Source organism: Microbacterium suaedae (genome assembly GCF_003254645.1).
GTDB lineage: Bacteria > Actinomycetota > Actinomycetes > Actinomycetales > Microbacteriaceae > Microbacterium > Microbacterium suaedae.
The window spans coordinates 954,154-975,089 of record NZ_PNFD01000001.1 but is presented as its reverse complement, the minus strand read 5'-3'; the positions used below and the strand labels follow the sequence as shown (position 1 = coordinate 975,089).

Below are 20,936 nucleotides of genomic sequence, written 5' to 3'. Positions count from 1 at the left end.
ACGGCTCGTCCGGCCTCGCCGCGCGATCCCGAGACGGAGCGGCTCCGATGGGCATCCGCGCACGACCGTCCCGCCCGTCGCGGGGCTGGTCGCCGGCGACGCGGGCGCGACTGAACCGGAGCCCGGTCGCCTCGCGGATCCTGGGGCGAGAGATCAGCGCACGACGCCTGTGAGCGGGTCGACTGGCGCGCGCGTCTCGCCGTCGTCCGTCACGACGGGGTAGCCCTCGCGAGCCCAGTACTCGAAGCCGCCGATCATCAGCTTCACCGGGTATCCGAGCTCGGCGAACGCGAGCGCGGCCTTGTCGCCGCCGTTGCAGCCGGGGCTCCAGCAATACACGACGACAGGCGTTCCGGCCGGGATCTCGTCGGTGGCGCGATCCGCGATCTCGCGTGTGGGCATGTGGACCGCGCCCTTCGCGTGCCCCTGCGCCCACGCCTCGGAGGACCGGGTGTCGACGAGGACGAACTCCTCTCCGGCCTTCTGCGCGGCGTAGGTGTCGGCGGCGTCGGTCTCGAACTGGAGCTTCGCGCGGTAGTGGCTGATGGCGTCGGTCATGGTGTCGAGCGTAGGGGTGGTGCGGCCTCGAACGTCGTTCAACCGCCTGTTGGCAATTGCCGTGGAGCCGGGTCATCGTGAGGGAGCCGCCGAACGAGGCTAGTTGACTTATCGACTAGCCGGATGCACACTGGCCGTGTGATCCTCGCGCGCATCATCCTCGGGTTCCTGTCTCTGCAGCCGATGACGGGATACGACCTCATGCGTGCCTTCCGGTCGTCAGCGAGCTACTTCTGGTCGGCCGATAAGGCACAGATCTACCGCACGCTGGCGCGGCTCGTCGCCGATGGGCACGCGCGCGTCGAGACCGTGCCGGGCACCGATGCGCCGGATCGGGTGGTGCATCACATCACACGAGCGGGACAGGAAGCGCTCGACGAGTGGCTCGCGTCGGATCCCGATCGGCAGCCCGAGCGCGACGCCTTCCTCGCGCGGATGTTCTTCGCGGGCGATCTCGATGACGACACGCTGCGGAGCGTGATCGCGCGGAGGCGAGACGAGACGGTCGCCGCCCGGGATGAGCTTCGCGGGATCCGCGAGCGCACCCCGCGCCCCGATCCTTCGGTCGATCGCGCGGGATGGCTGCGATCGAAGACGCTCGATCACGGGATCAGCGACCATGACCTGCACATCGACTGGCTCGACGACCTGCTCGCCGGGATCCCGAAAGAGGAGGAACGATGAATCGTCCGGTGATGTTCCTGCACGGGGGCAACGTCGGCGGCTGGATCTGGGAGCCCCAGGTCGCCGCGCTCAGCGACCGCCTCACACTTGCTCCCGACCTCCCCGGCTATCGGTCGCGCCGGGAGGATCCATGGATCAGCTTCGACGCTGTCGCCGACAGGCTCGTCGACGTGATCGACGAGGAGGTGGGCCAATCGGTCGATCTCGTCGGTCTCTCGCTCGGCGGCATCACCGCCCTCCACCTCGCGTCGCGCTATCCGGATCGCGTCGCGTCGGTATTCGTCACGGGAGCCTCGGTCCTGCCGTACACGTGGGCGATGCGGGCCGCGAATCGCGTCGCGCTCGCTGTCTGGAACCGTCGGTTCTACTGGGTCGGTACTGCGCGTCAGTTCGGCCTTCGGGGTGCCGACGCCGAGGACTTCCTCGCGGTCACGCCACCTGTCACTCGCGAGAACATTCGCCAGCAGCTGGCCGAGGTGTACCCCGGCGGACTGATCGCATCCGAGAGGATCACCGCCCCGCTGATGGCAGTGGCCGGCGAGAAGGAGACCGCCTACTTCCACGACTCGCTCCGGGTCATCCGGGCGGGCGCGCCCCGCGCGACGACGGGGCTCGCCCCCGGCATGCACCACGCGTGGAATGGTGAGGATCCCGAGCTGTTCAATCGCATCCTCCGTACCTGGCTCGAGGAGCGCGCGGCGCACCCCGACCTCCTGCCCCTGCCCGGCGACGCGGCCGGTCAGCGGCGGCGCGCGACCGCGGCCTCCGGGCGCAGATCGAGTCGCCGCAGCGTCTGAGCGTTGAGCGCGACGACGACGGTCGACAGCGACATGAGGATCGCGCCCACCGACATGGGCAGCACGAAGCCGATCGGTGCGAGCACGCCCGCCGCAAGCGGCACCGAGATGAGGTTGTAGCCCGCCGCCCACCAGAGGTTCTGTCGCATCTTGCCGTAGCTGGCGCGCGACAGCTCGATCACCGACAGCACCGAGCGGGGGTCGTCGCTCGCGAGCACCACACCCGCCGAGGCGATCGCGACATCGGTCCCGGCCCCGATGGCGACCCCGACGTCTGCCTGGGCGAGCGCGGGGGCGTCATTGACTCCGTCGCCGACCATCGCGACCCGCCGCCCCTCCGCCTGCAGCTCGCGCACACGGGCGGCCTTGTCCTCGGGGCGCACGCCCGCGAAGAACCGGTCGATGCCGAGCTCCGCGGCCACCGACGCCGCGACGGCCTCGGCGTCGCCCGTGATCATCACGACCTGCGCGCCGCGTGCGTGCAGCGCGTCGACGGCCTCGCGCGACTCGGCGCGGATCCCGTCCGCGAGGCGCAGCGCGCCGGCGACGGATCCGTCGACGAGCACGTGCAGGATGATCGCGCCCTCGCGGCGCCACGCGTCGGCGACGGCGAGCTCTTCCGCGCCCTCCTGCGCGAGCATGTATGGGCCGCCGACCTGCACGACGCGGCCGTCGACGACGGCGCGCACGCCGACCGCGGGGGAGGACGAGAAGTCGTGCGCTGGGAGAACCCGGATCTGCCGCTCAGTGGCCGCGGACACGATCGCGTGTGCCAGCGGGTGCTCGGAATCTGTCTCGGCGGCGGCGGCCAGCGCGACGAGTTCGTCGGCGTCGATGCCGTCGGCGGGCTGCACGGCCGTGACGGCGGGGGCGCCCTCCGTGAGCGTGCCGGTCTTGTCGAACAGCACGGTGTCGACGGTGCGCATGCTCTCGAGCGCGAGCCGGTCGGTGATGAGCACCCCGCCGCGTGCCGCCCGTTCGGTCGAGATCGATACGACGAGCGGGATTGCGAGGCCGAGGGCGTGGGGGCATGCGATGACGAGCACCGTGATGGTGCGCACGACGGCCTGGTCGGGAAGCCCGATCGCCGCCCACACGACGGCCGTGATGATGCCGGCGCCGAGCGCGAACCAGAACAGCAGGGCGGCGGCTCGGTCGGCGAGGCGCTGTGCGCGCGACGACGACGCCTGCGCTTCGGCGACCAGGCGCTGGATCCCCGCAAGCGCCGTGCCCTCGCCGGTCGCCGTGATCTCGACGCGAACGCCGGAATCGGTCGCGACGGTGCCCGCGACGACGTCGTCGCCGACGTCGCGCCAGACTGGGCGGGACTCGCCCGTGATCATCGACTCGTCCATGCTCGCCGATCCCTGCGTGATGCGGCCGTCGGCGGGCACGCGCCCGCCCGGGCGGATCACGACGACATCGCCGACGGCGAGGTCGTCCGGGGCGACCGTGACGGTCGTGTCACCCTCGACCCGCTCGGCCTCGTCGGGCAGGAGCGCGGCGAGCGAATCGAGCGCCGACGTCGTCTGTGCGATCGAGCGCATCTCGATCCAATGGCCGAGCAGCATGATGACGACCAGCAGCGCCAGCTCCCACCAGAACTCGAGCTCGTGATGAAGCACGCCGAGGCTCGACCCCCACGACGCGACAAACGCGACCGTGATCGCGAGGCCGATGAGGAGCATCATGCCGGGGCGTCGCGCCCGCAGCTCGCTGACGGCCCCCGTCAGGAAGGGGGCGCCGCCCCACGCGTACATGACGGAACCGAGGACCGGCGGCACCCAGGAGAGCCACGCCGCGTCCGGCAGCGGATAGCCGACGAGCGACGCGAACATCGGCGACAGCGCGACGACGGGCACCGCCACCACGAGCATGATCCAGAACAGGCGCCGGAATCGCGCGACGTGATCCCCGTGGCCGGCGTGGTCGGAGTGGTCGGAGTGGTCGGAGTGGTCGGCGTGGCGGGCGGGACCGGCGTGTTCGGAGTGCTCGGAGTGCTCGCCCTGCTCGCCCTGCTCGCCCTGCTCTGAATGCTCGCCGTGGCCGGCGTGATCCCCGTGGCCGGCGTGGCCGGCGTGCTCGGAGTGTTCGCCGTGCTCGCCCTGCTCTGAGTGCCCGCCGTGGCCGACGGGACCGGAGTGCTCGCCGTGCTCTGAGTGCCCGCCGTGGCCGGCGTGTTCATCGCGTGTGTGGCCGTCGTGCCCGGTGGTCTCGACCGTCGCGTGGTCGTGGTCGTGGTCGTCGCCGTCGTGGTGGTGCGCGTGCGGGTCGTTCGGGGTCATGACGCCTCCTTAGCCGCGGGCATCTCGTCGGATTCGATGCGTTGAGTGTATACCCCCAGGGGGTATCTGGGGGCCGTCTCGCGTACTCGATTCGCCGACGGCGATCGCGCGCCTGCGAGACTGATCGGCATGCGCGCGATGGCGGAGACTCTGGAACGGCATCAGACCGCGCTCTGTCTCGCAGCGCTCGCCGTGGGGGCGGTCGTCGGCCTCGTCGCGCCCGGGGCGGCGGGGACTCTGGGCGTCGCCGTCGAACCCGTGCTCGGGCTGCTTCTCTACGCCACCTTCCTCGGCGTGCCGTTCGATCGGATCCGCGTGGCCCTGCGCGACGGACGCTTCCTCGCGGCGATCCTGGTCGTCGACTTCCTCGTCGTGCCGGCCGTCGTCTTCGTGCTCTCGCGGATCGTCGCACACGACCGCGCGCTGCTCGTCGGCGTGCTGTTCGTGTTGCTCACGCCGTGTATCGACTACGTGATCGCCTTCACCGGCATGGCGGGCGGCGCGAAGGACAGGCTCCTCGCAGCCGTTCCCCTCCTGCTGATCGGGCAGATGGTGGTTCTGCCGCTCGCGCTCTGGATCATGGTGGGGAGCGACGTCGTCGCGGCGATCGAGCCCGAGCCCTTCCTGCGCGCGCTCCTGCTGCTCGTCGTCCTCCCGCTCGCGGCGGCCGCGCTGACGCAACTCGCCGCCGCGCGCTCGCGGCCCGGCCGGATCGTACGGGAGACCGCGACCACGGCGATGGTGCCGCTCATGATGCTCACCCTCGCTCTCGTCGTGGCGTCGCAGATCCACGGCATCGGATCCCACCTCGGTGCGTTGTCGCTGGCGATCCTCGTCCACGTGCTGTTCGCCGTCGCGATGGTGCCCCTCGGGATCCTTGCAGGGCGCATCGCCCACCTCGACGTGCCCGGTCGGAGGGCGCTCGTCTTCAGCGGCGTGACACGGAACTCTCTCGTCGTGCTGCCGTTGGCGCTCGCGCTGCCGGAATCGTTCGCCCTCGTGCCGCTCGTGATCGTCAGCCAGACGCTCGTCGAGCTGGTCGTGATGGTGATTCTCGTCCGCGTCGTTCCGCGGGCCGTTCCGGCTCACGTCTGACACCGCGGGCACGAGAACACGCGACGCTCCTCGCCGGGATTCGCGCCGAGTGCGTCTTCTTCGATGAGGGTGCCGCAGCGGCGGCACGGCTGCCCTGCGCGGCCGTAGACCCAGTGGTCGTGCCCGCGCCGTGCATCGCCCGTGAAGGTGCGCACGGGGCGCGCGAGGTTGCTGCGGATGGCGCGTACGCCGAGCGCGACGAGTGAGGCGACGTCGACGTCGGACATGGGGGTGCGCGGTGCGATGCCGCGGAGGAAGAGCATCTCGTTGGCGTACTCGTTGCCGAAGCCCGCCACGTTGCGTTGGTCGAGCAGAGAGACGTGGGCGGGGCGCGTGTCGCGCGCGAGGCGCCGGGTGGCTTCGTCCTCGTCCCAGTCGCGCCCGAGCGGATCAGGGCCGAGATGCGCGACAACATCGGCCTCGCGCTCGCGCGGCAGCAGCTCGACGACGGAGAGATCGAAGCCGACGGTCGTCCAGCCTGCGGCGTCGAGAATCGCCCGCGCCTGGAAGGTCGGGCGCCGCCAACGGTCGTCCACCCGGTACGTATGCCATTCGCCCTCCATCGCGAGGTGGGTGTGCAGGGTGACGTCGGCGATGCGGTGCAGCAGGTGCTTCCCGACGGCTCGCACGCTCTCCACCCGCTCGCCGGTGAGATCCGCCGTCGCGGCGCGCGGGACGCGCAGGTCGAAGCGGGTGAGGACCTCCCCGGCGAGCACCTCGTGCAGGCGCCTCGCCGTTCGGTGGACGGTGTCTCCTTCAGGCATGTGCGGGCCTCCTGCCCGTACGGTGCATCTCGCGACGCAGCGAGAGCCCCTTGGTCGCCTCGACGAAGCCGGCATCGCGCAGATGGCGGGCGAGCGGTGCGCGGAAGACCATTGCGCCGTTGACCTTCTCGACCGTGAGGGTGTCGAGACGCCGATCCCGGGCCGCGCCTGCGAGCCCATGTGCCGCGGCGGCGAGAACGTCGTCTTCGTCAGAGAACGCGAGCGCCGTGCGCCCGCCGCGTTCGAGATAGAGGATGAGATCGCCGTCGATGAGCACGACGATCGCCCCGGCCTTGCGCCCGGGTCGGTGCGTGACCTCGTCGAGCGCGGGCCACGCGAGGGCCGCGCCGTAGGGATTCGCGGGGTCGGTCGCCGCGAGCACACGCGGTGCCCGCGGCGCCGGATCCGGCACGGCGCTGAACGTGCGCAGCCGGTCGATCGTGGGCGACGCGGCGAACTGTGCGGCACCGAGCTTCTCGATCAGGTACCCGCGGCGGCAGTGGCCCGACTCTTCGAACGTCGCGAGCGTGCGGTAGACCTGCGCGAAACCGCCCGGCGCGCCCTCGCTCTGCACCGATCCGCGCGTCACGACGCCGTAGCGGTCGAGCAACAGCGACGCGTGTGCCGCGGCTCGCACCGTCTCGTCGGGCTCGGGCGACGGCAGGAGCGACCAGCGTCCGCCCGCGGTCGGGTCGCGCGGCGTCGCCGCGGGCCGGGGAAGCGAGATGCCGCGAAAGGTGCGGGTGCGGGGCGCGCGGCGGGCTGACTTGTGGCTCTGGGATCCGCGCGAGAGCAGGCTGCGCACGGGTGCGAAGGTATCGTTCGTGGCGCGCCCCGCCCAGACGAGACGCCAGAGGGCCTCCGTGACCGACGACTCGGAGATCTCGGACGCCTCGGACGCAGTGAGCCGGGATCGCACCATGTCGGCGATCTGCGCGGCGAAGAATGCGCCGCCGGGGGAGAGCGCGTCGGCGATGTGCTCGTCGAGAGGGTCTGCGAGTTCGACCTCGTCGGTCGCGAGCGTGAGAGGCACGGCGTCGGCGGGATGCAGTGCGACCCATCCGTCTCTGCCGGCGATCTGGCCATGGCCTGACCAGACCACCTCGCCGGCGGCCGTCAGCTCGTCGAGGAGAGCGGGGACGTAGTCGCGCACGCGGCTCGGCAGGATGAATGACTCCCAGGCGCTCGCGGGAATCGGCACACCGGCGAGCTGTTCGACGACCTGCAGGACGCCGTCGACGCCCTCGAGCGGACGGTCGAAGTGATGCCAGGAGGGCAGGAAGCGTGCATACGCTTCGGGCGACACGGGCTCGATGGATCCGCGTAGGGCGGCGAGCGAGCGCATCCGGATGCGCCGGAGCGCCTCGGCGTCGCACCACTCGGGTTCGTCGGCGATCGACGTGGATCCTTCGGGAAGGAAGAACCCGCTGACGGCGCGACCCTGCGTCTCGAGCCGCTGCAGCGCGTGACGCGCGACGGCCGCGCCGACCCCGAGGCGCGCGGCCAGCGCGGCGACCGTGAACGGCCCGTGGGAGCGCGCGTATCGGCTGACGAGATCGCCGAGGGGGTCGGCGAGCGGCTCGGTGAACGCGGCAGGGACGCCGACCGGCAGAGCTGTGCCCAGGGCGTCGCGCAGGCGCCCCGCGTCCTCGATCGCGGCGGTGCGCTCCTCGCCCGCCACGGTCACGCGGATCGCCCTCCGCGAGCGGACGAGCTGGTCGAGCAGGTCGGCCGCCTCCTCATCCGTGGCGTGGCCGCTGTCACCCGGCGCGGCCCCTTCAGGGTCGCCAGAATGTGCGGGTTCTTCGAGGCTTGTACTGGCACTTCCTGGCGACCCATCGGGGGAGAGCGGACCTTCGTGCCCGGTGGCGCCTGGCCCCGGACGAGAGTCGCCAGGAAGTGAGGGTGTTTCTGGGGCGGGACTGTCGTTTTCTGGCGACCCTGCCTGCAGGCGGACCGCGACCTCGGTGGCCGTGAGAGGACCGAGCAGGCGCAGCAGATCGGCGACGCCCTCGACACCGCGCACGCGGCGATCCGGCGCGAGCCGCTGCGCCTCGAGCTCGAAGCGGGCGACGACGTCCGGGTCGAGCAGTTCGCGCATCTCGACGCGCCCGAGCAGCTCGCCCAGCAGCGCCGGATCGACCGACAGAGCCGCGGCCTTGCGTTCGCCGAGCGGCGAGTCGCCCTCGTACATGAACGCGCCGACATATCCGAAGAGCAGATCGCGGGCGAACGGCGAGGGCTGCGCAGGGTCGGACTCGACGAGGCGGATGCGGCGCTCGCCGATGCCGCGGGCGAGTCGCAGGAGCGCGGGCAGGTCGTAGACGTCCTGCAGCACCTCGCGCAGAGTCTCGAGGATGACGGGGAAGGTCGGATGCCCGCGGGCCACGTCGAGCAGCGCGGCCGAGCGCTGCCGCTGCTGCCAGAGCGGCATGCGCTTGCCGGGCTGGAGGCGCGGCATGAGCAGCGATCGCGCCGCGCATTCGCGGAAGCGCGAGGCGAAGAGGGCGGATCCGCCGACTTCATCGGTCACGATCTGCTCGAGCTCGTCGGGCTCGAAGACGAACAGCTCGGCGCCCGGCGGCTCGGCCTCGGCGTCGGGGATCCGTGCGATGATCCCGTCGTCGCTCGCGACCGCGGATCCGTCGACGCCGAGCCGCTCGCGGATCCGTGCGCTCACGGCGAGTGCCCACGGAGCGTGCACGTGCATGCCGTATGGGGAATGCAGCACGATGCGCCAGTCGCCCACCTCGTCGCGCCCACGCTCGACCGTCAGCGTGCGGTCGGTGGGGAGGGAACCCGTCGCCTCCCGCTGCTCGGCGAGGTGCGCCAGGAGATTCGCGCGCGCGTTCTCGTCGAGGCCTGCTTCGCGCAACCGCTCGTGGGCTGTCTCGGGCGTCGCCGCGTCGATCTCGCGCGTGAAGCGACCGAGCGCCTCGCCGAGCTCGGCCGGACGCCCGAGGCCATCGCCCGTCCAGAACGGCACTCGGCCGGGCTGGCCGAATGCCGGAACGACGTTGACGCGGTCGTGCGTGATCTCGACGATGCGCCAGCTGGTCGTGCCGAGGGTGAACACGTCGTTCACGCGCGATTCGTAGACCATCTCCTCGTCGAGCTCTCCGACGCGGGCGTTCTGTGTCTCACCCGCGACGAAGACTCCGAAGAGACCGCGGTCGGGGATCGTGCCGCCGCTCGTCACTGCGAGGCGCTGTGCACCGGGCCGCCCCTCGAACACGCCGCGGTCGCGATCCCAGACAATGCGGGGACGCAATTCGGCGAACTCGTCTGACGGATACCGCCCGGCGAGGAGATCGAGCGTCGCCTCGAAGGCGCTGCGGGGGAGCGTGCGAAACGGCGCGCTGCGCCGCACCGTGTCGAACCATGCCTCGACATCGACGGAATCGAGCGCGGAGGCAGCGACGGTCTGCTGCGCGAGGATGTCGAGCGGATTCTGCGGGACGGTGATCGCCTCGATGGCGCCCGCGAGCATGCGCTCTGTGACGATCGCCGTGTGCAGGACATCGCCGCGGTGTTTGGGGAAGAGATCGGCGCGGCTGATCTCGCCGACCTGGTGGCCCGCGCGGCCCACGCGCTGCAGCCCGCTCGCGGCGCTCGGCGGTGACTCGACCTGGATCACGAGATCGACCGCGCCCATGTCGATGCCCAGTTCGAGGCTGCTCGTCGCGACGACGCACCGCAGCGCGCCCGACTTGAGCTCCTCTTCGACGATCGCCCGCTGATCCTTCGACACGGAACCGTGGTGAGCCTTCGCGAGTACCGGAGCGACGCCCGCCGTCTGACCGCCCTGGGCCGGCATCGCGGCCGCGGGTGCCGTCTGATCGGGTACATCGAGTCCGAGGCGCTCCGCATGGATCTCGTTGAGGCGCGCTGTCAGCCGCTCGGCGAGCCGGCGCGAGTTGGCGAACACGATCGTCGAACTGTTCTCGAGGATCCGATCGACGATCGCCTCCTCGACATGCGGCCAGATGGATCCCGTCGCCTCGACGTTCGAGGTGTCGAACCAGTCGTCGTCGGCATCCGTACCGGCCGGCTCCGTCTGGGGCGCGGCGTTGTTGGCCCCTCCGTCGGCCCGGCCCGGTTGAGGCCCGGTGCCGTCAGCCGCGCCGTCGGCGCCCTGACCGCCGCCGGGGGAGCCGTCCTCGACCCCTCCGTCCGCACCGGATCCCGGCGCGCCGCCGGCGGGCGTCCCCTCCCAGAAACGGTCGTCGGCTGGCACCATTGGCTCGCCCGACCGTGCCCCCGCGAGATCGGCGCGGTGCGATGCCGCGCGCGGCGCCGCCGGCGGCGGGTTCTGCATATCGTCGATCGGCACGCGCACCGTGAGCTCGAAGGTCTTCGAGGCTTTCGGGGCGACGATGTCGACGGGAGCGGCTCCGCCGAGGAAGCGTGCGACCTCGTCGATCGGTCGCACCGTCGCCGAGAGGCCGATGCGCTGCGCGGGCGCATCGAGCAGATCGTCGAGGCGCTCGAGCGACACTGCGAGGTGCGCCCCGCGCTTCGATGCGGCGACGGCGTGCACCTCGTCGACAATGACCGTGTGCACTTCGCGGAGAGTGTCGCGGGCGTTCGACGTGAGCATGAGATACAGCGACTCGGGTGTGGTGATGAGCACGTCGGGCGGATTGCGTACCATCTTCTGCCGCTCGCTCGACGGAGTGTCGCCCGAGCGCACGCCCACCGTGACGGTCGGCGGATCCACCCCCAGCCGACGCGCCGCCTGGGTGATGCCGACGAGCGGTGACTGCAGATTGCGCTCGACGTCGACGCCGAGCGCCTTGAGGGGTGAGACGTAGAGGATCTTCGTGCGGCGCTTGCCGTCGCGAGGCTTCGCTCGCGGCTCGAAGCCAGGCAGCGGGCCACCTTCGAGCCCCTCACGAAAGACGCGGTCGATCGCCCACAGGAATGCCGAGAGCGTCTTTCCCGAGCCGGTCGGTGCGACGACGAGAGCGTGGCGCCCCTGCGAAATCGCCCGCCACGCGCCGACCTGAGCGTCGGTCGGACGTGCGAACGCCGCGCGGAACCACCCCGCGGTCGGTTCGCTGAAGCTCTCAAGGATGTCCACGCGTCCATCCTGCCGCCGATGTCCGACATCCACGCGGCCCCGACATCACAACGCAGTCAATCCGCGCCCGATCTCGACATAACACCTGGAATCGCCCCATTCCACGCCAGATCGACTGCGTCATGTTGCACGAGTGCCGGGGGCTGCGCGCCGAGGCCGTGCGTAGGCTGGTCAGCATGGTGTCCGGGATCGTGCGGCGGGACAGAACCCGTCCGCGTGTCGCGGTCCGAACGCTCCGCCTCGCCGTTCTCGTCGGGGTGGTGATCGCTGGTCTGCTCGCGATGCATGTGCTCGGAGTCCACGCATCGCCACTCGGTACATCAGGAACGACGAGCCCCTCGGTGCATGCGAATCCGGCGCTCGCCGCCGAGGAACCGGCCGGCACGGGCGAAATGTGCGCGATGTGCGACGGCGGAGGCGAAGCGGGGATGGCGCTCGCCTGCGCGATCGCGCTGCTCGTCGCCCTGATCCTGAGGTCGCCGAACCGACCCGTCATGGGCCGCGCGGATCCGCTCGCCAAGCTGTTCGTGGTGCCGGTGATTCCGCGGGGCGACCGATTTCCGGCGCCACTTCGCCACGCGCTCTGCATCATGCGCACGTGACAGGGAGACCGTCCCGGCATACCCCGTGTGCTGGGAACCTCTCCGGCGCGCCGAGATCTTCGGCGCGTCAGCCACGTGATACCTGACGACGGAGAAATTGATGAAGAACCGCACATCGGCCTCGGCCGCATTGACGATGATCGCCGCTCTCTTCCTCGCGAGCTGCGCCTCGTCCGAGGAGGCGCCGCCGGTCGAGGAATCGGCCATCGGCACGACCGCGGAGAGCGAGATGCTCGCCAGCTGGGATCTCGACGGGCTGGACGCCACGCAGATCATCACCCAACTTGACGAGGCGCCCGTCGCGGAGCGGCCCGAGGGCCTCATCGCATCGGTGGAACCCGACGAGCTCGTTGTGACCGACGGATCGGGCGTCGAGACCCGCCTGCCCCTGCCGGAAGATGAGATGTACGTCGCTGTTGCGCCGTTCCGTGAGAGAACGCACGAGTGCTACTTTCACAGCCTCACGACGTGCCTCGGAGAGCTCGGAGACGCCGACGTGCAGGTGAAGTTCGAGACTGACGAGGGCGAGGTTCTCCTCGACGAGGCGCGCCGAACCTACGACAACGGTTTCGTCGGGCTGTGGTTGCCTCGCGGCGTTGAGGGCGTCCTCACGATCGAGCAGGACGGCGACGTCGGCAGCGTCGACATCGCCACGAACAGTGCCGACGATCCCACCTGCATCACGGGTCTGCAGCTGAGCTGACCAGTCCCCGCGCCCGGCCCCGTGCGGGGTCGGGCGCGGGGCTCGTCAACACAACGCAGTCATTTCGTGTCCGGCGACGCGGAATCCGCCCGATCAGCCGCAGCGGCTCCCGAATCGACTGCATTGTGTTGGGTGAGGTGTCCGTCCCGGAGGTCGAGCACGAGATCGGGGTCGAGGCGTCTCAGGAACGCGTCGTCGTGGCTGACGATCAGCACGGCTCCGCCGTAGGCGCGCAGTGCCTCGAGCAGCTGTTCGGCCGTGTCGATGTCGAGGTTGTTCGTCGGCTCGTCCAGCACGAGCAGCTGCGGAGGCGGATCCGCGAGCAGCAGCCGGGCGATCGCGACGCGGAAGCGCTCGCCGCCCGACAGGGACCCGATCGGACGCTGCGCCGCATCACCGCGCAGGAGGAACCGCGCGAGTCGGTTCCGGAGCTCGCGATCGGGCACATCGGGCGCCGCCCGCTGCACGATCTCGATCGCCGACGCCGCCTCCTCGAGCCCGTCGAGGCGCTGCGGGAGGTACGCGAACCGGTCGGTGTGCAGCTCGCCGACTGCACAACGACGCCAATTCTGTGCGGAATCGACCCCTGAGCCCGCTTCTGGCACGTCGGGCGCAGAATTGGCGTCGTTGTGCAGGGGGGATGTGCCCCGCGGTGGTCGACCGTGCAGCAAGCCCTCCAGCAGTGCTGTCTTCCCGGAGCCGTTCGGGCCGATCAGCGCCACCCGCTCCGGCCCCTGCACGATCCACTGCCGGTCGCCGTCGCTGAGGGTGAGGATCCGTCGCCCCGCGGCAACGTCCGGATCGGGAAGGTCGAAGCCGACGGAGTCGTCCTCGCGGATACGACGACCCGCCTCGTCGAGCGCGGCCCGGGCCTCGTCCTCCTTCCCGCGCGCCTCGACGCGCTGTCGGCCTGCGGTCGCCTCGGACGAGCTCGCGAGGGCGTTGGCGAGGATCTTCGGCATCGAGTCCGCGGCCTTCCGCCCCGCTCGCGCGCGACGGGCGATCTTCGTCTCGGCCTCGATCCGCTGCCGCTTCTCGCGCTGCAGCACCTTCTTGGCGTCGACGGCGGCTTGGCGGGCCGCCGCCTGCTCAGCGTCGACGTGCGCCCGCCACTGCGAGTACGGCCCGCCGAACACCGTGAGAGCGTGATCGCGCAGCTCGGCCGTCTCGTCCATGAGCTCGAGCAGTTCGAGATCGTGCGAGACGACGATGAGCGCCCCGCGCCACGAGAGCACGAGGTCGTGCACGAGGCGCCGCGCGTCGCGATCGAGGTTGTTCGTCGGTTCGTCGAGCAGGGTGATGGCGGCGCCGCGCAGGCGGATCCCCGTGAGGGCCGCGAGCATCGCCTCGCCTCCCGACAATTCGCCGACGCGCGCGTCGAGCATGTCGGGCGCGAGGCCCGCCTCGGCGAGTGCGGCGTGGGCCCGCGCCTCAATGTCCCAGTCGTCGCCCACTTCGTCGAAGCGCGCGGGGTCGACATCCCCGTCGGCGATCGCCCGCACGGCGTCGAGGGCGACGTCGACGCCCAGCAGCGTCGCGACCCGTGTCGAGACGTCGAGCGTGAGCCGCTGCGGCAGGTAAGCGACATCGCCGGTTGCCGAGACGTGCCCCGCGGTCGGGGCGAGCTCGCCTGCCGCGATCCGCAGGAGGGTGGATTTTCCGGAACCGTTACGTCCGACGAGGCCGGTGCGTCCGGTGCCGAATGTGCCGGTGACGTCGTCGAGCGCGACGGATCCGTCGGGCCAGGAGAAGGTGAGATGGTCGAGTGTCAGTGCGGGCATGGTGCCTCCCGAGATCAGTGCAGGGATGCGCTGATCAGCGGTCGGGCCCAGGGCCGACGAATGCGGCGGTCCGCCCCGTGTGAGGGAACGGAAGGGCATCGCAGATCAGCGCGAGAAGGGCGCTGGCGATGCCTCGGAGGGAGGTCGGTCAGCGCGGGTTACGCGACTGCGAGGTTCCGCACCGTTTCGTTCCGTTCGTCGGGGACACAGACACCGACATTTTACACGCGCCGTGCGCGGTCACCCTGAGGAGCTCCGTACGACGAGCCGAGGCGCTGCGACGATGCGCGCGGGAGGGGCGCCGTCGAGCATCGCGAGAGCCTGCCCTGCGGCGTCCTCGCCCATCCGCGTGCGGGGCTGATCAATGGTCGTCAGGCCGGGGCGCACGAGCTCGGCGAGCTCGGTGTTGTCGTAGCCGACGACCGCGAGGTCTTCGGGCACCCGCACCCGGCGGTCGCTCGCATCGGCGACGATCTGCGCGGCGAGTCGGTCGTTTGCGGCGAACACGGCGCTCACTTCGTCGGCGGCGTCCAGGAGACGGGGGATCCCCTCTGCGTCCGCGTCGAACTCGCGAGGATGCGCGACGAAGGATCGGTAGGTGTCGCGGCGGGCGCGAGACGCCGGCCGGGAGGATCCGTGGACGAATGCGATCCGCTCGTGGCCGCGCTCCCGGAGATGCGTGAGCGCGAGGCGCGCGCCCTCCTCGTCGTCGTTCCGGATCCACCCTGCTGCGTCAGGCACCGACGCAGGCCGCCCGACGACGACGAGCGGCACGCGCTCGGCTGCGGCGTCGAGGTCGTCGGCCTGCAGGTGGCCGGTCACGGCGATCACGGCGTCGACGCCGAGGTCGATGAGGCCCTGCAGGCGGGTGCGGAGCAGGTCGCGGTCGCGGCGTCCGTGGCTGAGGATCACGTCGAACCCGGCTGAGCGGGCGGCGTCCTCGACGCCGTTGACGATCTCGGTCTGATAGGCGTTGCGCAGATCGGTGAGCAGAACTCCGATGAGGTCGCTGCGCCCACTCACGAGGCGCTGCGCCCACCCGTTCGTACGGTAGTCGAGCTCGTCGGCCGCCGCGAGGATGCGGTCGCGACTGGCGGTGCTCACGCCGCGTTCGCCGCGCAGGGCGGCAGACACGAGCGACTTCGAGACGCCTGCGGCGCGGGCGACATCGAGGATCGTCGGGCGATGCGCGGAACGGGGCATGCGCCCAGTTTCTCCTGTCCGGGGGAGCGGGGCGTGCACCGCGCCTGGAACGTTCCGGATCTGTTCACCCGGCGGACCATCGACGGCCACCGAGGGCTCCTAGCGTCGGTCTCGTGACCTTCTACGAGACGCCCTCCGATGCGATCCGGAACGTTCCAGACGCACTTCTGCTCGACTTCGGCGGCGTGATATTCGAGACCAAGAAGGATCCTGCGGGCAAGCGGATCCTGGCCGAGCGCGTCCGCGGACGCCTCGCCGCGACAGGGATCGAGCTTCCCCTCGACTCCCTCGAGCGATCGCTCGCGGCCGGGCTCACCGCCCTCAAACACTGGAAGCACGCCCAGAGTCGGCGGATCGCTCCCGCGGAGCTCGCACCGCGCGAGATCGTGGGCGACTTCCTCGTTTCGGATCTGCCCGACGCCGCGCGGGCGCTGCTCATCGCCGAGGCGAGCGATGTCCTCGTCGATGTCACGACGACTCTCTCGTCGCACGCCGTGCGCCCCGGGATCCTCGATCTGCTCGACCTCGCCGATGCGCGCGGCATCCCCGTCGGCATCGTCTCCAACGCGCACTCGGGCCGCAGCCACCGCGAGGTGCTTGCACGGCACGGGCTCGACGAGCGCTTCGTCGTGCAGTGCTATTCCGACGAGGTCGGCCTGCGCAAACCACACCCCGGCATCATCGCGCTCGCCGCGGAGGCATGCGGGACGACAGCGGATCGCTGCTGGTACGTCGGCGATACGCAGGACCGCGACGTCGTCGCTGGCCGTCGCGCGGGCGTCGGCGCCGTGATCCTCACGCGCAGCCACCACACCGATGCCCCGCCTTTCGCGGTCGCCGAGCGCGCCGACGCCGTCTATGACACCCCTGAGGGGCTCGTCGGCGCCCTCCGCGCGGCGATCGCGGATCCGGCCGGCCCCACCCCGCCTGCCGGCGCCGAGCCCACCTGCACCGCTGGGCCCACGCCGCCCGGAGGCTCGGGGCGACCTGACGCGGGCGCCACCTGCACAACGACGCCAGAACTGCATTCAGACCCGCGACACGCCGCGGATCCGGCCGCCGTCGACAGAATTGGCGTCGTCGTGCAGGGAAGGGGGCGGGCGCTGCTCATCGATCACGGCGGCGTCATCTCGTCGTCGACGCCGGATCCGGCGCTCCTGCGCGAGTTCTGCGCCTGGCTCGCCCGCCTGGTCGCCCCTCCCCGCGCGGATACGGCCGAGCCGGCTCTCGACGCCGCCGAAGTCGCGCGTCTCATCGAGCGCGCCCGCGACGCGCATCGCGCCTTCAAGCACGCCATCGTCCGTCGCCACGCGAAGCGGGAGGATCCCCTCATCGAGGCGGATCCCGTCGAGTTCTGGCGCGACTGGTTCGGATCCTCGCTCAGCGAGCGCCGACGTGCCGTCCTCACGGCCGAGGCGCACGACATCATGGCCCGCTACGGCCGTGCGAAGTCGCGCCGTACTCTGCGCGACGGCGTGCGTCAGCTGCTCGAGGCGTGCCGGGCCGAAGCGGTCCCGGTTGTCGTGGTATCGAACACTCTGAGCGGACGTGCGGTGCGCGAGGTGTGCGCCGAGCACGGCATCGCCGGCCTCGTCGCCGCGAGCGTCTGCTCTGACGAGGTGGGCCTCCGCAAGCCGGACGCCGCGCTCGTCCATGAGGCGCTGAGGATCGCGCGGGCGGATCCCGCGCAGTCGGTGTTCCTCGGTGACAAGCCGCAGAACGACGCCGTGGCGGCCCGACGGGCCGGCATCGCCGAACGGGTCCTCGTGCGCGGCGGATCCACCGCCGACGCCGATCTCGCGGACGCCCTGGCGTCCGGTCTCGCGACGCGTGTGCTTGACCACCCGGGCGATCTCGTCGCCCTCATCCGATCCATCCCCGCAGTTCCCGTCTCCTGACCCGAAGGACCATGATGACCCTCTCCCCGACCGACGAGCGCCGCGGCGAGCTCCGCGGAGGCGGCTCGATCGCGACCTCCACGCCCCAGAACCTGATGGTGTTCGTGCTGTCGATGGCTCTGTTCGGGCTGTCGAACATCCTCCTCGAGGTGATTCCGGACATCACGATCGGCCCCATCGACTTCTCCGTCAGCTACTTCGTGTTCGTCCCCCTGACGCTCGCCGCCCTCGTGAGCCCGTTCTGGGTCGCGCTCGGCGCACCTCTCGGCGAGATCGTGTTCACCGACCTGCTCATGGGCGATTTCTCGGGGCTCGCAGAGGTCGAGGGCTTCATCCAGATGTTCCTCGCCATCTACATCGCGGGGTCCGTCATCCGCAATCCGCTCAGTCGCGTCCAGGTGTTCCTCGGAGCGATCCTCATTGTCGGGATCGACAAGTTCCTCTCGGCCGCTGTCGACCTCGCCAAGGTCTGGGTGGGCGTCGAGGATGCGGAGTTCGTGCAGGGGCTTCCGGAGTCGGTGCTGCTTCTCGAAGGCATCGGCTTCGGCATCGATCTGGTGATCTCCGGCGTCCTTTTCGGCGCGATCCCCGCGATGTGGCTCGTGCCGGCCCTGTACCGCAAGATCGAGCCGATGCTCGGCCTCCAGCCGCGCGAGCCCGGCAAGAGGATCCCGGGATCCGTGCCGCGGGCCGGCTGGTTCGTCGTCGTCGCGATTCTCGCGGGTCTCGGGTCGTTCTTCTTCGCCTTCCTGGAGGCATGGGACGTGTCGGTCGGCACGGTCGAGGGGGAGTATCGCGAGCAGTTCGGAGACCAGTTCCTCTGGATCGGCGTCGGTGCGATCGTCGTCGTGCTGGCGGCCGCGAGCATTCTGTTCGCGGTATGGCGCCGCAGGAAGCGCAGCGCGCGGTGACGGATCCGATCATCGAGGTGCGCGACCTCAGCTTCCGGTATCCGGGAGCGGATCGCGACACCCTCCGCAACGTCGACCTCACGATCGAGCGCGGCGACTTCGTCGCCGTCGTCGGGGGCAATGGCTCCGGCAAGACGACGCTCTGCAAGACCTTCAACGGGCTCGTTCCCCACTACTGGTCGGGCGAGTTCGCGGGAGTCGTGCGCGTCGCGGGCGAGGACACGTGGGACACGTCGGTCGCACGCCTGTCGTGGTCGGTGGGCTACGTGTACCAGGACTTCCAGAACCAGCTCGTGCGCCCGACCGTGCGTGATGAGGTCGCCTTCGGGCCGATCAACTTCGGATTCGACGACCACGCCGAACGGACGCAGGATGCGCTCGCGGCCGTCGGGATCGCGGATCTCGCCGACCGGTTCGTCTGGCAGCTGTCGGGAGGCCAGGCGCATCGCGTCGCCCTCGCGTCCGTCCTCGCGCTGCGGCCCGAGGTCATCGTCGTCGACGAGCCGGTCGCGGAGCTCGACCCCGCCTCCGCGCACGATGTCTACGAGCGGCTTACGCAGCTGAACCGCGAGCACGGCATCACCGTCATCACGATCGAGCACCACGCAGAGTTCATCGCTCAGTACGCCCGTTCGGTCGTGCTGATGAGCGACGGGGCGCCCGTGTGGCATCTCCCGTCGGGTGAGGCGCTCGCGCGGGCCGGCGAACTCGCCGACCACGGGATCCCCGCGCCGCAGGTCGTCGACGCGTTGCGCAGGATCGGCGTCGACGGTGTCGCGCGCTCGGTGAGTGAGGCGGCGGAGCTCGTGCGTGCTCGGATCCCGGATCCGCCCGTGTCGGTCGGCTGCGCCGGGCCCGCGCCCGATGCGAACGATGTGGCGCGGCCCGTCGTCGTGCGGGCGCGTTCGGTGAGCCACGGCTTCCGCAGTGTGTCGGGGGAGGTTCAGCCCGTGATCGACGGGCTCGACCTCGCCCTGCGCGCGGGCGAACGGGTCGCGCTCATCGGTGGCAACGGATCCGGCAAGACCACGCTGATGCGCTTGCTCGCGGGGATCCACGTGCCGCGTTCCGGCGATGTCGAGCTCGAGGGAGAGAGCACACGGACCAAGCGCGCCGGCCGGCTGGCGGAGCGCGCGGCGTATCTGTACCAGCATCCCGAGCGCATGTTCCTCAAGAGCAGCGTTCGCGACGATGTCGCGCTGTTCCCGCAGAGCAGGAGGGATCCCGCGGCGGACGCCGTCGTCGATCGGATCCTCGAGCGAGTTCGGCTCACGGACTTCGCGGATCGCGACGGCCGCACCCTTTCTGGCGGCCAGCAGCGGCGGGCGACTCTCGCGATCGGCCTTGCGATGCGCCCCGCGCTGCTGTTGCTCGACGAACCGACGGCGAGCCTCGACGTCGCGAGCCGCGACGACGTCATCGAGATGCTCGCGGAACTCGGCGACGAGATCTCCTGCACCGTCATCGCGACGCACGACATGCACCTCGTGGCGGAGTGGGCGACGCGTGTCATCGCCCTCGACGGCGGGCGCATCGTCGCCGATACGACCCCGCGGGAACTGTTCGCCGCCGACGAGATCCTGCGCGCCGCCCGCCTCGTACCGCCGCAGGTGACGCAGCTCGGGCGCGCCCTCGGGATGGATCCCCCGCCCCTCACCGTCGACGAATTCGCGGCCGCCCTCGGCCGTGCGGAGGTCCCCGCATGACTCTCGCCCGCAAGCAGCGCGATGTGCTGAGCGTCGAGTGGATCAAGCTCGAGCTCATCCGCACCGCCTACTCGACCCGCGGCGGCCTCTTCGCCGCTATGGATCCACGCGCCGTGCTGGTCTGGTACATGATGCTCGCGCTCGCCCCGTGGTTCACACACAATCTCACGACGGTCGGGTGCCTGTTCTTCCTCGGGACGCTGTCGGTCGTGTTCGCGCGAGTCGGGCCGCTGGTGCTCGGGCTGTTCGTCATCGGGCTTGGCTTCGAGCTGGTCTACCTCGTGCTGGCGGCGACGATCTTCGGCGGTGATTTCTCGACGTTCGTCGCTCTGACGGAGGTCACGGCGAAGATCGGCGTCATCTCCCTTGCGAGCCTCGCGGCGTTCGTGTCGTTGGATCCCGAGAAGCTCTCTGACGCGCTCCTGGCGTTGCGGTGTCCGCCCACTGTCGCTTTCGCGGTGTCGTACGGCTATCGGATGATGCCGATCCTGGTCGAGGAGTTCTCGACCGTGATGGAGGGATATCGGCTTCGTCAGGCGGGTCCCGCGAAGTCCGGGCTGCTCGGCTGGCGCCACCTCGCACACTGGGGGACGCTCGTCGTGCGGGCCTTCTACCCGATCTTCCTCAACACCGCGAAGTCGGTGCGCACGACCGTCGAAGCTCTCGAGGCACGCGGATTCACGTTCGCGACGATCGATGGCCGTGGCCGCCTGATACGCATCGGGGGGCTGCGATACGGCTGGCTCGATCTCGCCGTCGTCGCCGCCACGGCGGTCCTCATCGCTCTGTGCTACGCCGCAGGCGCGCACTGGCCGCTGTACCGGGTGTGACGCCGCCCCTGCGCAGGCGCGCGCTGATCTCCGCCG

General features: G+C 70.6%; 15 protein-coding genes. 9 read left to right on the top strand and 6 right to left on the bottom strand.

Annotated features, from left to right (window positions below; translation table 11 throughout):
* Positions 1-153: 153 nt before the first annotated feature.
* Positions 154-558 carry a rhodanese-like domain-containing protein gene (locus C0012_RS04435; RefSeq protein WP_110589571.1) on the bottom strand — a complete coding sequence of 135 codons (405 nt, stop codon included), beginning with the start codon at positions 556-558 and terminating at the stop codon, positions 154-156.
* A 123-nt stretch (positions 559-681) separates the two neighbouring features.
* Here C0012_RS04435 and C0012_RS04430 point away from each other — a divergent pair, with 123 nt between their 5' ends.
* On the top strand, positions 682-1,242 hold the full coding sequence (locus C0012_RS04430) for a PadR family transcriptional regulator (RefSeq protein ID WP_198411054.1): 561 nt from the start codon (positions 682-684) through the stop codon (positions 1,240-1,242).
* Positions 1,239-2,039 (top strand): alpha/beta fold hydrolase, encoded by an 801-nt coding sequence (locus C0012_RS04425; protein WP_110589572.1) that lies wholly within the window; start codon positions 1,239-1,241, stop codon positions 2,037-2,039. Before C0012_RS04430 ends, C0012_RS04425 begins: the two co-directional genes overlap by 4 nt.
* Here the strand turns inward: C0012_RS04425 and C0012_RS04420 are convergent.
* Complete coding sequence (locus C0012_RS04420; protein ID WP_110589573.1) at positions 1,982-4,324, bottom strand: heavy metal translocating P-type ATPase; 2,343 nt, start codon at positions 4,322-4,324, stop codon at positions 1,982-1,984. The genes C0012_RS04425 and C0012_RS04420 overlap by 58 nt on opposite strands.
* Positions 4,325-4,453: 129 nt before the next feature.
* Between C0012_RS04420 and C0012_RS04415 the strand changes: the two genes are divergently transcribed.
* Positions 4,454-5,419 (top strand): arsenic resistance protein, encoded by a 966-nt coding sequence (locus C0012_RS04415; RefSeq protein ID WP_110589574.1) that lies wholly within the window; start codon positions 4,454-4,456, stop codon positions 5,417-5,419.
* Here the strand turns inward: C0012_RS04415 and C0012_RS04410 are convergent.
* Positions 5,410-6,183 carry a DNA-formamidopyrimidine glycosylase family protein gene (locus C0012_RS04410; protein ID WP_110589575.1) on the bottom strand — a complete coding sequence of 258 codons (774 nt, stop codon included), beginning with the start codon at positions 6,181-6,183 and terminating at the stop codon, positions 5,410-5,412. The two genes, C0012_RS04415 and C0012_RS04410, sit on opposite strands and share 10 nt — an antisense overlap.
* Positions 6,176-11,266, bottom strand: coding sequence for an Lhr family ATP-dependent helicase (locus C0012_RS04405; RefSeq protein ID WP_162621886.1), 5,091 nt, complete (start codon positions 11,264-11,266; stop codon positions 6,176-6,178). Before C0012_RS04405 ends, C0012_RS04410 begins: the two co-directional genes overlap by 8 nt.
* Before the next feature lie 176 nt (positions 11,267-11,442).
* Between C0012_RS04405 and C0012_RS04395 the strand changes: the two genes are divergently transcribed.
* Both C0012_RS04395 and C0012_RS04390 read left to right on the top strand, forming a co-directional pair.
* Complete coding sequence (locus C0012_RS04395; RefSeq protein WP_110589576.1) at positions 11,443-11,868, top strand: DUF6153 family protein; 426 nt, start codon at positions 11,443-11,445, stop codon at positions 11,866-11,868.
* Positions 11,869-11,968: 100 nt separating this feature from the next.
* Complete coding sequence (locus C0012_RS04390) at positions 11,969-12,571, top strand: CueP family metal-binding protein (protein WP_110589577.1); 603 nt, start codon at positions 11,969-11,971, stop codon at positions 12,569-12,571.
* 59 nt (positions 12,572-12,630) lie between these two features.
* Here C0012_RS04390 and C0012_RS04385 read toward each other — a convergent pair whose 3' ends face one another.
* Positions 12,631-14,352 carry an ATP-binding cassette domain-containing protein gene (locus C0012_RS04385; RefSeq protein ID WP_110589578.1) on the bottom strand — a complete coding sequence of 574 codons (1,722 nt, stop codon included), beginning with the start codon at positions 14,350-14,352 and terminating at the stop codon, positions 12,631-12,633.
* Between the two features lie 240 nt (positions 14,353-14,592).
* Positions 14,593-15,555, bottom strand: a complete 963-nt coding sequence (locus C0012_RS04380; protein WP_110589579.1) for a LacI family DNA-binding transcriptional regulator — start codon at positions 15,553-15,555, stop codon at positions 14,593-14,595.
* A gap of 113 nt (positions 15,556-15,668) precedes the next feature.
* Between C0012_RS04380 and C0012_RS04375 the strand changes: the two genes are divergently transcribed.
* Genes C0012_RS04375 through C0012_RS04360 form a run of 4 tightly spaced genes read left to right on the top strand, consistent with a single transcriptional unit; the run spans position 15,669 to position 20,900 of the window.
* Positions 15,669-17,453, top strand: coding sequence for an HAD-IA family hydrolase (locus C0012_RS04375; protein ID WP_110589580.1), 1,785 nt, complete (start codon positions 15,669-15,671; stop codon positions 17,451-17,453).
* A gap of 14 nt (positions 17,454-17,467) precedes the next feature.
* Positions 17,468-18,364, top strand: coding sequence for a cell division protein FtsQ (locus C0012_RS04370; RefSeq protein ID WP_110589763.1), 897 nt, complete (start codon positions 17,468-17,470; stop codon positions 18,362-18,364).
* On the top strand, positions 18,334-20,070 hold the full coding sequence (locus C0012_RS04365) for an ABC transporter ATP-binding protein (RefSeq protein WP_110589581.1): 1,737 nt from the start codon (positions 18,334-18,336) through the stop codon (positions 20,068-20,070). Before C0012_RS04370 ends, C0012_RS04365 begins: the two co-directional genes overlap by 31 nt.
* The gene (locus tag C0012_RS04360; RefSeq protein WP_110589582.1) at positions 20,067-20,900 is read left to right on the top strand and encodes an energy-coupling factor transporter transmembrane component T family protein; all 834 of its coding nucleotides are present in this window, start codon (positions 20,067-20,069) and stop codon (positions 20,898-20,900) included. The genes C0012_RS04365 and C0012_RS04360 overlap by 4 nt, the downstream gene beginning before the upstream one ends.
* The last annotated feature ends 36 nt before the right edge of the window (positions 20,901-20,936 follow it).